Source organism: Nocardia sp. CNS-044, assembly GCF_059570515.1.
Genome location: NZ_JCANSX010000007.1, coordinates 454,358 through 467,034, shown reverse-complemented (window position 1 = coordinate 467,034; position 12,677 = coordinate 454,358). Strand labels below are relative to the sequence as shown.

The 12,677-nt window shown below is 69.2% G+C and carries 13 protein-coding genes; 8 read left to right on the top strand and 5 right to left on the bottom strand.

The window, feature by feature from the left end; genetic code table 11:
* Positions 1–20 precede the first annotated feature (20 nt).
* Both T333_RS16905 and T333_RS16900 read right to left on the bottom strand, forming a co-directional pair.
* Positions 21–1,817, bottom strand: coding sequence for a nitrite/sulfite reductase (locus T333_RS16905; RefSeq protein ID WP_355000762.1), 1,797 nt, complete (start codon positions 1,815–1,817; stop codon positions 21–23).
* 167 nt (positions 1,818–1,984) lie between these two features.
* A complete protein-coding gene (locus T333_RS16900) occupies positions 1,985–2,077 on the bottom strand; it encodes an Ms4527A family Cys-rich leader peptide (protein ID WP_355000761.1) in 93 nt (30 codons plus the stop codon).
* Positions 2,078–2,291: 214 nt separating this feature from the next.
* Between T333_RS16900 and T333_RS16895 the strand changes: the two genes are divergently transcribed.
* Positions 2,292–2,699: an SgcJ/EcaC family oxidoreductase gene (locus T333_RS16895; protein WP_357251833.1), complete on the top strand. Its 408-nt coding sequence runs from the start codon at positions 2,292–2,294 to the stop codon at positions 2,697–2,699.
* A gap of 136 nt (positions 2,700–2,835) precedes the next feature.
* Positions 2,836–3,873 carry a fused (3R)-hydroxyacyl-ACP dehydratase subunits HadA/HadB gene (locus T333_RS16890; RefSeq protein WP_496425313.1) on the top strand — a complete coding sequence of 346 codons (1,038 nt, stop codon included), beginning with the start codon at positions 2,836–2,838 and terminating at the stop codon, positions 3,871–3,873.
* A 108-nt stretch (positions 3,874–3,981) separates the two neighbouring features.
* Here the strand turns inward: T333_RS16890 and T333_RS16885 are convergent, their stop codons facing one another.
* Positions 3,982–4,752, bottom strand: coding sequence for an SDR family oxidoreductase (locus T333_RS16885; protein WP_357251837.1), 771 nt, complete (start codon positions 4,750–4,752; stop codon positions 3,982–3,984).
* 154 nt (positions 4,753–4,906) lie between these two features.
* Here T333_RS16885 and hemW point away from each other — a divergent pair, with 154 nt between their 5' ends.
* Positions 4,907–6,160 (top strand): radical SAM family heme chaperone HemW, encoded by a 1,254-nt coding sequence (gene hemW, locus T333_RS16880; RefSeq protein ID WP_496425042.1) that lies wholly within the window; start codon positions 4,907–4,909, stop codon positions 6,158–6,160.
* Positions 6,161–6,340: 180 nt separating this feature from the next.
* Here the strand turns inward: hemW and T333_RS16875 are convergent, their stop codons facing one another.
* Complete coding sequence (locus tag T333_RS16875) at positions 6,341–7,096, bottom strand: SDR family oxidoreductase (RefSeq protein WP_496425041.1); 756 nt, start codon at positions 7,094–7,096, stop codon at positions 6,341–6,343.
* A 144-nt stretch (positions 7,097–7,240) separates the two neighbouring features.
* Here T333_RS16875 and T333_RS16870 point away from each other — a divergent pair, with 144 nt between their 5' ends.
* From T333_RS16870 to T333_RS16850, 5 genes are all read left to right on the top strand, one after another.
* Positions 7,241–7,456 carry a hypothetical protein gene (locus T333_RS16870; protein WP_496425040.1) on the top strand — a complete coding sequence of 72 codons (216 nt, stop codon included), beginning with the start codon at positions 7,241–7,243 and terminating at the stop codon, positions 7,454–7,456.
* 255 nt (positions 7,457–7,711) lie between these two features.
* Positions 7,712–8,743, top strand: a complete 1,032-nt coding sequence (gene hrcA, locus T333_RS16865) for a heat-inducible transcriptional repressor HrcA (protein WP_355000756.1) — start codon at positions 7,712–7,714, stop codon at positions 8,741–8,743.
* Positions 8,744–8,883: 140 nt separating this feature from the next.
* Positions 8,884–10,038, top strand: a complete 1,155-nt coding sequence (gene dnaJ / locus T333_RS16860) for a molecular chaperone DnaJ (protein WP_355000755.1) — start codon at positions 8,884–8,886, stop codon at positions 10,036–10,038.
* A gap of 4 nt (positions 10,039–10,042) precedes the next feature.
* Entirely contained in the window at positions 10,043–10,783 is a 741-nt protein-coding gene (locus T333_RS16855) for a 16S rRNA (uracil(1498)-N(3))-methyltransferase (protein WP_355000754.1), read from the top strand.
* A gap of 182 nt (positions 10,784–10,965) precedes the next feature.
* Positions 10,966–11,346 carry a low affinity iron permease family protein gene (locus T333_RS16850; RefSeq protein ID WP_355001146.1) on the top strand — a complete coding sequence of 127 codons (381 nt, stop codon included), beginning with the start codon at positions 10,966–10,968 and terminating at the stop codon, positions 11,344–11,346.
* A gap of 52 nt (positions 11,347–11,398) precedes the next feature.
* On the opposite strand, the gene T333_RS16845 is transcribed toward T333_RS16850, so the two are convergent.
* Positions 11,399–12,670, bottom strand: a complete 1,272-nt coding sequence (locus T333_RS16845; protein WP_496425039.1) for an MFS transporter — start codon at positions 12,668–12,670, stop codon at positions 11,399–11,401.
* Positions 12,671–12,677: the final 7 nt, after the last annotated feature.

Sequence of the window (12,677 nt, the reverse complement as noted above, 5' to 3'; positions counted from 1 at the left end):
CAGCCGAGTCACGATCGTGCTCATCGCAGGTCGGCCTCGTCGGCGCGCACCGCCCATTGGGCGAACCGCTCGTCCGCGTTCCGGTTCTTGACGAAGTTGCGCACCACGCGCTCGATGTAGTCGCCGAGTTCGGCGCTGGTCACCTTGTGCTGGCGCAGCTTTCGGCCGAAGCCGCTGTCGAGTCCGAGGCTGCCACCGAGGTGAACCTGGAAGCCCTCGACTTGATTCCCCTCGCCGTCGTCCACCAGCTGGCCCTTGAAGCCGATGTCGGCGATCTGGGACCGGCCGCAGGAGTTCGGGCAGCCGTTGATGTTCACCGTGATCGGCACGTCCAGCTGGGCGTTGACGTCGGCGAGCCGCTGCTCGAGCTCCGGCGCGAGCACCTGGGAGCGCTTGCGCGTCTCGACGAAGGAGAGCTTGCAGAACTCGATGCCACTGCACGCCAGCAGGTTTCGCCGCCAGATGGACGGACGGGCCTGCAGGCCGAGCGGTTCCAGTTCGGTGATGAGCTGTTCGATCTTGTCGTCGGCGACGTCGAGCACGATCAGCTTCTGGTACGGGGTGAAGCGGATCCGGTCGGCGCCGATCTTCTCGACGGCGTCGGCCACCTTGGTCAGGACGGTGCCGGAGACGCGACCCGCGATGGGGGAGAAGCCGACGGCGTTGAGGCCGTTGCGCAGTCGCTGCACGCCCACGTGATCGATCGGCTTGGCGGGCTGCTCGGGCGCGGGGCCGTCGATCAGCTTGCGCTTCAGGTACTTCTCCTCGAGCACCTCGCGGAACTTCTCGATGCCCCAGTCCTTGACCAGGAACTTCAGCCGCGCCTTGGTGCGCAGGCGACGGTAGCCGTAGTCGCGATAGAGGGAGACGACGGCCTCCCACACGTCCGGCACCTCGTCCAGCGGAACCCAGGCGCCGACGCGCTGGGCGAGCATCGGGTTGGTGGACAGGCCACCGCCCACCCAAAGATCCAGTCCGGGACCGTGTTCCGGGTGCTCGACGCCGATGAACGCGACGTCGTTGATCTCGTGCACCACGTCCTGCTGACCCGAGATCGCGGTCTTGAACTTGCGCGGCAGGTTCGAGTACTTCTTGTCGCCGATGTAGCGGCGCACGATCTCCTGGATCGCCGGGGTGGTGTCGATGATCTCGTCCAGCGATTCACCGGCCAGCGGCGAACCGAGCACGACGCGAGGGCAGTCGCCGCACGCCTCGGTGGTCTGCAGGCCGACCTCCTCGAGCCGCCGCCAGATCTCCGGCACGTTCTCGATCTCGATCCAGTGGTACTGGACGTTCTCGCGGTCGGACAGGTCGGCGGTGTCGCGGCCGAACTCGGTGGAGATCTGGCCGAGCGTGCGCAGCTGCGCGACGTTCAGCGCGCCGCCGTCGCAGCGCACCCGCATCATGAAGTACTTGGCCTCGAGCAAGTCGATGTTCTCGTCGCCGGTGAAGGTGCCGTCGTAGCCCTGCTCGCGCTGGGTGTAGAGGCCCCACCAGCGGAACCGGCCGCGCAGGTCGGCCTTGTCGATGCTGTCGAATCCGCCCTTGGCGTAAATGTTCTCGATGCGGGCGCGGACGTTGAGCGGGTTGTCGTCCTTCTTGCTCTGCTCGTTCGGGTTCAGCGGCTCCCGGTAGCCGAGGGCCCACTGACCCTCCGACTTGCGGCGCACGGGCTTGCCGGTGCGGGCGCGCGGCGCCGTCGACGCCTCGGGACGCGGGCGGTCCGGCCGTACGCGGCGCTCGGTGGCCGGGCGTTCGGGACGCGCCTGCCGGGGGGTCGGCTGATCGCTGGGACCGGCGTCGGTGCTCGACGTCATGAGGTCGCTCCTGCTGGGTGGGTGGTACATCCGTGCTGAGGGCGCATCGGGGATGGCAGCCGGCGAAGCCGGCGGGGCGGGTAGGGGCTGGGCGGAACTCGCGTCCGCGGTATCAGCGGACCGATGCGATGGGATCGCCGGGAGACCGGAAGAAGGGCGCCGCTGAGCTACCGGTGAGAGCCGGGCAGACAGCAGGCGCTACAGACGCGCTTGTAGTCGACGTGGCGACGTGCCACAAGTCGTACTCCCGATGCGCGCATGAAGGCCATTGTGCCACGTCAGAAAGGGCGTTCAGACCGTCATCCCGGTATTCCCCGCGAAATAGGGGGAAATTCCCTGGACCGCGGGGTCTATTTGTGACGGTCGTCATATTTCCCGGCGCGAATGCGGCCGGTGATTCGCCCGAAGTGTCCGATGTGAACCGCGGCACGCTCCATTGACCTCGAGTTACCTCGAGGTACGAGTGTGTGTCCCATGAGTACCGCACCTGTCGACGCAGAAGTCGAAGTAGCCGCCATCCGTCAGATCGTCGCCACTGTGGAGCACGTGCAGCAGCACGAACTCGTCGACGAATTCGTCGCGCTGTTCCGCGAGGACGCCATCTGGACCACCGGTCACGGCAAGCGCCTTTTCGGCCGCGACGCCATCGCCGAGTTCACCGCCGCGGTGCTGCCCGGCGCGACCGCGCACGGCAAGGCGACCTACGAACTCGAGCACGTGCTGTTCATCCGCCCCGACGTGGCCGCGGTGAAGGTGCGCCAGCGGTACTTCACCAACGATGGCGTTCTGGAGAGCGAGGGCACCCCGATGTACGTGATGGCCAAGGAAGACGGCCGCTGGCTGCTCACCGCGAACCAGAACACGCCGATCATGGCGGAGTGAACCCGGTTCGTTCGTGGTCGCGCGGCGTCGTTCGGTTCGCGCGGCCACGGCGCCGTGTCATGTGGGAGGGTGGTGTCGCGTGAGTTCGGTCGTCAGGACGCTGAGCGCGCGTCAGGAACTCGGAGCGAGGAGCGGCTTGGTGGAAGCGACGTTCGATGTGGCCGGACTGGTAGGGCATCGCTACCGTACGGACGACTACTACGAAGTGGGTCGGGAGAAGATCCGCGAGTACGCGCGAGCCGTGCAGGACTTCCATCCGGCGCACTGGAGCGAGGACGCCGCGGGCGATCTCGGGTACGCCGGTTTGATCGCGCCGACCACGTTCATCTCGACTCCCGCGATGCTGGCCAACCGCAAGCTCTTCGAAACGGTCATCACCGGCTACGACGTGTTCGTGCAGACCGATCAGGTCTTCGAGATGTACAAGCCGGTGCTCACCGGCGACCGGCTGGTCAGCGATGTCGAACTGTCCGGTGTTCGCCGCATCGCGGGCAAGGACCTGCTCACCGTCACCAACACCTTCGTCGATCAGACCGGCGAGGTCGTGCAGATCATGCATACGACCATCGTCGGCATCACCGGCGACGACATCGACGCCGGTATCGGCGAGGCGATCGATCGTGTGGTCATGCACGGTATCGACATGGCTTCTCGTCCCGCGGCCTCGGCGGCACCAGCGCAAACCGGGGCGAACCCGGTTTCCGAGACCGGCTCACTCCTGTCCTCGATCTCGCGGACGCGCGTCCCGCATACCGCGATCCGATTCGAGGACATCGCCGTCGGTGACGAGCTTCCCAGTCGGATCGTGCGGCTGACGCGGGGCGATCTGGTGAATTACGCCGGAGTCTCCGGAGATGCGAACCCGATCCACTGGCACGACGGGGTGGCCGCGCTCGCGGGTCTGCCCGATGTGATCGCGCACGGCATGCTCACCATGGGCCTGGGAGCAGGCTTCGTCACCGGTTGGCTCGGTGACCCGGGCGCGATCACCAAGTACGCGGTCCGGCTGTCGAACTACACCGTCGTCGAAGCCGGTTCCGCAGGGAGCGTCGAGTTCACCGGGCGTATCAAGTCGGTCGACCCCGAGAGCAGGAGCGCTGTCGTGGTCATCGTCGCGAAGTCCGCGGGGCGCAAGGTGTTCGGTCTCGCCACCGCGGACGTTCGCTTCGCGTAGTCTTCGGTGCCGCATCGGCCGGGGCGCTGTCCGCGCCAGCCCGGCGACGCGGTGCCGCAAGGCCTTTCGAATCGGAGGCGGCGCGAGGTGTTTCGCGCCGCCGTGCGCTCAGGCCGCCTCGTCCTGATGGGTGCCGCCGAGGCCCTGGCCCCAGCCGCCGTCGACCGGCAGTTCGACGCCCGTGGTGAAAGTGGCGTCGAAGGCGAGGAACAGCGCTGCCTTGGCGACCTCATCGACGGTGCCGTTACGGCGCAGCGGCGTGCTCTGCTCGCCTTGCCGCAGGAAATCGGCGCGCTGTTCGGCGGTCAGGCCGACCACGCCCATCGTGGGGGTCTCGATGAAGCCCGGCGCCACGGCGTTGACCCGGATCCGGCGCGGCAGCAGCTCGGCGGCCAGCACCTGGGATATCGCGCGCAGCGCCTCCTTCGACCCGGAGTACGCGCTGAGGCCGGGGAAGATGACGTCGTTGGCCACCGTGGTGAAGACGATCGAGCCGCCGTCGGCGAGCAGCGGGGCCAGCCTGCGCACCGTGAAGAAAGCGCCCTTGGTGTTGATGGCGAACTGCCGGTCGAACGACTCCTCGGTGGCCTCCTCGAGAGTCTGGAACTCGGCGGTCCCGTGATTGACGAACAGCGCGTCGACGCGCCCGAGCCGCTCCTCGACCAGAGCGCCGAGCGCCTCGATGTCGCCCATGTCGGCCGCGTCGGAGGCGACCACGTGCGCCTTCCGTCCGGCCAGCCGCTCGCGCGCCTGCTCGATCGTCTTCTGATTGCGGCCGGTCAGCACCACCTCCGCGTTCTGGTCGAGCAAGGCCTCGACGATGGCCAAGCCCATTCCGTGGGTACCGCCCGTGACCACTGCCTTCTTGTCGCCGTGCATTGCCGGTCCTTTCTCGGTTCCTGATGAGCATCTCGGTTACTTCTGGTAACCGAGATGATCTTCGGGCACCGCGTCTGAACTGGGAAGAAGGCACTTTTTTGTCAGTCGGTTACCGGGCGGATACCGGAGATCGTCGGCACATCCTGGGCGCCCGATGGTCCCCGGCCGGAGGGTCTGGCGGTTCGGCGGGCACACTGGACAGGTGAGTTCCGCCGTACCCCTCTCGGAGATCGACGCCGACGCGCCCGAGCTGCGCGACTTCGGCGGCGGCCCGTTCGGCGTGTACGTGCACGTGCCGTTCTGCGCGACGCGCTGCGGATACTGCGATTTCAACACCTACACCGCCGGTGAGCTGGGCAGTTCGGCCTCGCCGCAGTCGTGGCTCGCGGCGCTGCGCGGCGAACTGATCGAAGCCGCCGAGCAGTTCGGCAGGCTGCCCTCGGCCACGCCCGAGGTCTCGACCGTCTTCGTCGGCGGCGGCACGCCGTCGCTGCTCGGTGGCGATGGTCTCGCCGAGGTGCTCGACGCCGTCCGCTCGGCGTTCACCCTCGCGCCCGACGCCGAGGTGACCACCGAATCGAATCCGGAATCCACGTCGCCGGAGTTCTTCGCGCGCATCAGGGCGGCCGGGTACACCCGCGTCTCGCTGGGGATGCAGTCGGCCGCCCGGCACGTTCTCGCCGTGCTGGACCGCACCCACACGCCGGGCCGCGCGGTCGCCGCCGCCCGCGAGGCGCGCGCCGCGGGCTTCGAGCACGTCAACCTGGATCTGATCTACGGAACGCCCGGCGAGCGCGACGCCGATCTCGACGCCAGCCTGGACGCGGTGCTCGAGGCCGGAGTCGATCACGTCTCCGCCTATTCGCTCATCGTCGAGGACGGCACCGCGCTGGCCCGCAAGGTGCGCCGCGGCGAACTGCCCGCGCCGGACGAGGACGTGCTCGCCGCCCGCTACGAACGCATCGACTCCCGTCTCACCGCCGCAGGACTCGGCTGGTACGAGGTATCCAATTGGGCGGCGAACGATTCCGCTCGGTGCAGGCACAACCTCGGCTACTGGGACGGCGGCGACTGGCTCGGCGCCGGTCCGGGCGCGCACAGCCACCTCGGCGGGGTGCGCTGGTGGAACATCAAGCATCCGGCCCGGTACGCCGAGCGCGTCGCCCGCGGTGGACTGCCCGCCGCAGGCTGGGAAGCCCTCACCGACGACGAGCGCTACCTCGAACGCGTCATGCTGACGGTGCGCCTCCGCACCGGCCTCCCACTGGCCGATCTCGCCCCCTCCGCCGCGCCCGCCGTCGACCGAGTCATCTCCGGCGGCTTGGCCTTCCGGTCCGACGACCACCTGGTCCTCACCGACCGCGGCCGCCTGCTGGCCGACGGTGTGGTGCGCGACCTCCTCGCCTGAACCCCGCGGCCACAACACCTTCGCTCCGCCTGCGCGACAGGCTCGCCGATCACTCGCTCGCGCAAGCGTTCTTGCAAGCCTGGACGCGCAGCAGTAGAGATGCCGGAGGCCGAAGGGCCGCAGCTGTTCGACTGGCCTAAGGCTTCAAAACCTGCACGGCCGCAGTGCATTTCGCGGCGACTACCGCGCCGGGTACTTGCGGTCCAGCCATTCGTCGAACGTCGGCCCCGCCAGGATCGCGTTCGGTCCGGGGAGCAGCGCACCCGCGGCTTGGAGCTCGTGGTCGGGGTCCTCGGTGTCGACGATCTCCTCGACGCGGGACGGTTTGCCCAGGCGTGCGGCGAGTTTCGTCACTGCCGCGGCGAGGTTCAACTCCTCGGGGCCCGCGATCTCGACTAGGTCGGACGACTCGTCGGCGACGGCGAGCGCGGCCAGTTCTTCGGCGACGACGCGCGCCGCGACGAGCTGTGCGCGGTAGCGCGGCACGTAGGCCGCGTCGTCGCGGGTGGTCCAGTCGAGCATCATCTCGGTGAACTCGTGGAACTGCGCCGCGCGCAGCACCCGCACCGGCACCGGTCCTTCGCGGTAGGCCGCCTCGTGCGCGAGCTTCCCGGCGTAGTGCCCCGCGGTGAACTCATCGATGCCGATGATCGAGAGGACCGCGATCCGCCGCACGCCAGCCGCGGCCGCTTCCTGCTGCACGTTGCGCGCGATGGTGCGGAAATAGTCCGTCACGGCCGCGGTGTCGGTGGTGTTCGCGTTGACCGCGTCGACCACGATGTCCACCCCGGCCAGTGCGCCGGCCAATCCCGCGCCGGTGTAGACGTCCACGCCCGCACCACGACTGATCGCCACCACCTCGTGGCCCTGGTCCCTCAGCACGTCGACCACTTCGTGGCCGATCCGCCCGCTCGCGCCCACTACTGCGATTCGCATCCGGTGACTCCTCCATGTCGATTCCTACGCCGAGACGACGATGTGGTGACCCGAGGTGTGACACGTGTCCGAGAACGTCCTGTTGTGAGAACTATCGCAGATCGGAGAACCCGCGTAGGCTCCGGCTCGACACCGAGGAGTCCTATGCCACAGGCACGAGACGTCGATCAGTTTCCGGTTCATGGTGAATTCGCCGAGGCGAGAGCCGCCGAAAAGGCGGAGAGCGCACGCCAGCACGCCATCGCCGCCCGCACGGTCGCCGGATACGCCCACGATGCCGCCGATTGCGAGTCCCTGCTCGCCATGCTCGGGCTCGACGCCATGGCGGGCAAGCGCGCCAAGGGTTTCGACAGCCGCTGAGCGTCGCGAACCGGGCGGCACTACCGTCCGATGCCCGGCGTGGGCGCCCGGGCTGTCCGACCGTGCCCGTTGCGGTTCGCGATATCTTCGCCGACAATGCCTGCTTGCGGCCCTGTCGCGTGCCTGGCGGACGGGCGATTTGCGGGTCGGCAACTAAACTGGATACTCAGACGACCGGGAGGCCGCGGCGTTTCACGCGCCCCCGAATGCGTCGGCGGGCCCGCGGAGTATCGAGAAGGCGAGGAGGTGGGGCCGATGTCGAGCACCGAGGATCGGCGCTTCGAGGTCCTACGCGCGATCGTCGCGGACTATGTCGCCACCAAGGAGCCGATCGGCTCGAAAACCTTGGTGGAACGGCACAATCTGGGTGTCTCCAGCGCGACGGTCCGTAACGACATGGCGGTGCTCGAGGCCGAGGGCTACATCACCCAGCCGCACACCAGCTCCGGGCGCATCCCGACCGACAAGGGCTACCGGCAGTTCGTCGACCGGATCTCCGAGGTGAAGCCGCTCTCGCCCGCCGAACGGCGCGCGATCATGGAGTTCCTGGAATCCGGCGTCGATCTCGACGACGTGCTGCGCCGCGGCGTGCGGCTGCTCGCTCAGCTGACCAGGCAGGTCGCGGTGGTGCAGTACCCGACGGTGTCAGCGTCGACGGTGCGCCACATCGAGGTCGTCGCGCTGAATCCGGCGCGGCTGCTGCTCGTGGTGATCACCGACACCGGCCGTGTCGATCAGCGCCTGGTCGAGCTGGGCGCGGTGATCGATGACGAGGACCTGGCCGCGTTGCGCGCCATGCTCGGCGGCGCGATGGACGGCAAGCGCCTGGCCGCCGCCTCGGCCTCGGTCGCCGAACTTCCCGAGCGCGCCCCGCGCCAGCTGCGCGACGTGCTGATCCGGGTGTCGACCGTGCTGGTGGAGACCCTGGTCGAGCATCCCGAGGAGCGGCTGGTGCTCGGCGGCACCGCGAACCTCACCCGCAACGCCGGCGATTTCGGTCTGCCCGGCTCGCTGCGTCAGGTGCTGGAGGCGCTGGAAGAGCAGGTGATCGTGCTGAAACTGCTCGCCGCCGCACAGCATCCCGGCACGGTGACGGTGCGGATCGGCGAGGAGACCCAAGTCGAGCAGATGCGCACCACGTCGGTGGTGTCGACCGGCTACGGCGTCGAGGGCACGTTGCTCGGCGGTATGGGTGTGCTCGGCCCCACGCGGATGGACTATCCGGGCACCATCGCCTCGGTCGCGGCCGTGGCGCGCTACATCGGCGAGGTGCTGGCCGAGCGCTGACGCCGAACCGTGCCAACGGCGCTGCTACCCTCGAACCTCTGGCCGGATAAAGTTGAGTGCATCCGACTAATGCCGATGGTGTCGGCATTCGGTTGGAGCGGCACAGGCGAGTCACAGCGACCAAGGACTAGAGAACTCAAGTGGCACGGGACTACTACGGACTGCTCGGCGTCGCGAAGAACGCGACGGACCAGGAGATCAAGCGCGCCTACCGCAAGCTGGCCCGCGAACTCCACCCGGACGTCAACCCCGACGAGGCCGCCCAGGCCAAGTTCAAGGACGTGTCGGCGGCCTACGAGGTGCTCTCCGATCCGGAGAAGCGCCGGATCGTCGACATGGGCGGCGACCCGCTCGAGTCCGGCGGTGGCGGCGCGGGGTTCTCCGGCGCGGGCTTCGGCGGACTCGGCGACGTGTTCGAGGCGTTCTTCGGCGGCATGAGCGGCGCGGGCGGTGGTCAGCGCAAGCCGCGCGGCCGGGTGCAGCCCGGCGCCGACTCGCTGCTGCGCACCCGCCTCAGCCTCGCCGAATGCGCGGTGGGCGTCACCAAGCACCTGACCGTCGACACCGCCATCCTGTGCGACAACTGCCACGGCGCGGGCACCAACGGCAACTCCAAGCCGGTGCGCTGTGAAACCTGTGGCGGCGCGGGCGAAGTCCAGTCCGTGCAGCGCTCGTTCCTCGGCCAGGTGCTCACCTCGCGGCCGTGCCCGACCTGTCGCGGCGCGGGCGAGACCATCCCCGACCCCTGCCACAAATGCGGCGGCGACGGCCGGGTTCGCGCTCGTCGCGAGATCGCCGCGCCCATCCCGGCGGGTGTGGCCAACGGCATGCGGGTCCGGCTGGCCGCGCAGGGCGAGGTCGGTCCGGGCGGCGGCCACGCGGGCGATCTGTACGTGGAGATCGTGGAGCAGCCGCACGACGTGTTCGTCCGCGACGGCGACGACCTGCACTGCACCATCCGGGTGCCGATGGTGGACGCCGCGCTCGGCACCACCGTGGTCATCGACACGATCTTGGACGGCCCCACCGAGCTGACCATCGCGCCAGGCACCCAGCCCAACGAAGTCTCCGTGCTGCGCGGACACGGCATGCCGCGGCTGCGCTCGGGCGCCCGCGGTGACCTGATCGCGCACCTGGACATCGTGGTGCCGACCAAGCTGGACAGCAAGCAGACCGATCTACTGCGCAAGTACAAGGGCATGCGCGAACGCGACCGCGCCGAGGTGATGACGGCGCAGTCCGAGCACAACAGCGGCCTGTTCGCGCGGTTGCGCGCCTCGTTCAGCGGGCGCTGAGTCGTTGGCCGCCACGGTCTTCTACCTCGACGACATTCCCGAGCCCGGCGCGATCGCGGTGCTCGACGGTCCGGAGGGGCGGCACGCCGCGACCGTGCGGCGCATCCGGGTCGGCGAGCCGATCACTCTGTCCGACGGACGCGGTGTGCTCGCCGAATCGGAGGTCGTCGCCGCCCAGCGCGACCGGCTCGACCTGAAGGTGTTGAACAAGACCGTGGCGCGACCGGTTTCGCCGCGCGTCACGGTGGTGCAGGCGCTGCCGAAGTCGGACCGATCGGAGCTGGCCGTCGAGCTGATGACCGAGGCGGGCGCCGATGTCATCGTGCCGTGGCAGGCCGCGCGCTGCGTGGCGAACTGGGAGGGCAAGGCCGCCAAGGCCGTCGACAAGTGGCGGGCCGCGGCGCGCTCGGCGGCCCGCCAGTCCCGCCGCGCCTACATTCCCGAGGTCGCCGATCTGCACCGCACCCGCGATCTGCTCGAGCTGGTGCGCAAGACCAAGGCCGAAGGCGGGATCGTGGCCGCGCTGCACGAATCCGGCGGCGGTCGTTTCACCGAGCTGCCGTTCGGGGACGCGCCGGAGGTGGTGCTGATCGTGGGCCCCGAAGGCGGACTCGACGACGCCGAGCTGGCCGAACTCGGTACGGCCGGAGCGGATGTCGTACTGCTGGGGCCGACGGTGCTGCGCACGTCCACCGCGGCCGCGGTCGCGCTCGGCGCGTTGGGGGCGCTGACCGCGCGCTGGTGAGCGGCCGGATCGTGTTCGGCCTCCTGCCTTTTGGCCGGCGCGCCGTGGCATCGCCGATCCGCCCCGTTTGGGCTCAACGGCGGGGGATATCCCGCAGGTAGCCGACGTGGCCGCACCGGGATGTGGAAGGGCTGGTTTCCGTAGTGGACGAGAAGGCGAAAGCCAAGGGTGAGCGGGGCGCGATGCCGTCCGAGGTGAGCGGCAAGCTGTCGGTGTTCGACAAGTTCGCCACCGCGGCGAGCAGTGTGGCGTCGCGGGCCGGATTCTTCATGTTCTGCGTGCTGCTCGTGGTGCTGTGGGCGCCGACGTTCCTGGTGCTGCCCTCGATCGACACCTGGCAGCTGGTGATCAACACCGCCACCACGATCATCACCTTCCTGATGGTGGCCCTGTTGCAGAACACCGAATCGCGCTCCGACGAAGCGCTACAGCAGAAGCTGAACGCGATCGCCGACGCGATGGCGGATTTGATGGACGAGCTCAGCGCCGACCACCCCGAATTGCGCCGCCACCGAGCCGAATTGGCCGATGCGGTTGGGTTGGAGAATCGGGAGTCGACCTGACGATCGCTCCGGTCGCCAGAGTCGAATCCGTTGTCGGAGAATGTCTGCGGGTCTATCGGCAGAGTTTCGCCGTGGGGCGCGACTCCACCGGCGACGCCGCGGCGGACGGAACGGCGTCGCGAGAACGGATCGTCGCGACGGCGAACAGGGCCGCCCCGGCCGCGAGCAGCGCGCCGACGACCCCGACCAGACCCACCCAGCCCGCGTGCGCGAAGGCGAGGCCGGACAGGCCGCCGACGACCGCGCTGCCGAGGTAGTAGAAGAACAGGTACAGCGACGAGGCGGCCCCGCGATTGCCGCGGGCCAGCGTGCCGACCCAGGCGCTCGCGACCGTGTGCGCGGCGAAAAAGCCCGCGGTATAGAGCAATACGCCCGCGACGACGCAGCCAAGCCGATCCGGCACGCTCAACGCCAGCCCGAGGCCCATCACCGCCATCGACGCGGTCAGCATCCGCTGCCTGCCGACGCGGTCGGCCAGGCGACCGCCCCACGCCGACGTCACGGTGCCCGCCAAGTACAGCAGGAACACCGAACCCGCCACCGCCGCGGGCAATTCGAAGGGTCGCTGGGTGAGCCGGTAGCCGAGGAAGTTGTAGATCGAGACGAAGCCGCCCATCAGGACGAAGGCCAAGCCGAACAGCGCGAGCAGCTGACGGTGCCGCAGCTGCCGCCCGAGATCGCCGAAGACCGTGCGCAGTCCGGCGGGCCGCGCGACGAAGCCGCGTGAGGGCGGCAACAGCCGGACGAACCACACTGTGCAGGCCGCGGCGGCCACGCCGACCGCCGCCGCTGCCCACCGCCAGGACGCCACGTCGAGGGTGAACGAGGGAATCAGACGTCCGGCCAGACCACCGATCGTGGTGCCCGCGACGTACACGCCCATCGCGGCGCCGAGCCCTTCGGCGCCGATCTCCTCCGCCAGATACGCCATCGCCACCGCCGGAACCCCGGCCAGCGCGATGCCCTGCAACGCCCGTCCGGCCAGCAGCGCGTCGAGCGAGGGACTGAATGGAACCAGCAGGCCGATGACCGCGGCGGCCGCCGCCGAACCGGTCATCACCCTGGTCCGGCCGATCCGGCTGGACAGCGCGCTCACCGGCACGATGGCCAGCGCGAGACAGCCGGTGGTGAGCGAGACCGCGAGCGCCGCGCGGGCGGGCGTGGCGCCGAACGCCGTGGACAGGCTGGGCAACAGCGCCTGCGAGTTGTACATCGAGGCGAAGGTGGTGAGGCCCGCCGCGAACAACGCGATGGTGATCCGGCGGTCGTGCGCCGCGTCGCTGCCGGTCGTGCGTCCCGCGATGGTGCTTGCCGTGGTGGTCATGGCTACC

Bases quoted from the DNA above. Each gene is read 5' to 3' on its own strand.
- T333_RS16885 (WP_357251837.1), bottom strand. From the start codon at position 4,752: ATGCACGGCGACAAGAAGGCAGTGGTCACGGGCGGTACCCACGGAATG.
- T333_RS16900 (WP_355000761.1), bottom strand. From the start codon at position 2,077: ATGCGCGCATCGGGAGTACGACTTGTGGCACGTCGCCACGTCGACTAC.
- T333_RS16895 (WP_357251833.1), top strand. From the start codon at position 2,292: ATGAGTACCGCACCTGTCGACGCAGAAGTCGAAGTAGCCGCCATCCGT.
- T333_RS16850 (WP_355001146.1), top strand. From the start codon at position 10,966: ATGCCGTCCGAGGTGAGCGGCAAGCTGTCGGTGTTCGACAAGTTCGCC.
- hemW (WP_496425042.1), top strand. From the start codon at position 4,907: ATGGTCCCCGGCCGGAGGGTCTGGCGGTTCGGCGGGCACACTGGACAG.
- T333_RS16845 (WP_496425039.1), bottom strand. From the start codon at position 12,670: ATGACCACCACGGCAAGCACCATCGCGGGACGCACGACCGGCAGCGAC.
- T333_RS16875 (WP_496425041.1), bottom strand. From the start codon at position 7,096: ATGCGAATCGCAGTAGTGGGCGCGAGCGGGCGGATCGGCCACGAAGTG.
- T333_RS16905 (WP_355000762.1), bottom strand. From the start codon at position 1,817: ATGACGTCGAGCACCGACGCCGGTCCCAGCGATCAGCCGACCCCCCGG.
- T333_RS16870 (WP_496425040.1), top strand. From the start codon at position 7,241: ATGCCACAGGCACGAGACGTCGATCAGTTTCCGGTTCATGGTGAATTC.
- hrcA (WP_355000756.1), top strand. From the start codon at position 7,712: ATGTCGAGCACCGAGGATCGGCGCTTCGAGGTCCTACGCGCGATCGTC.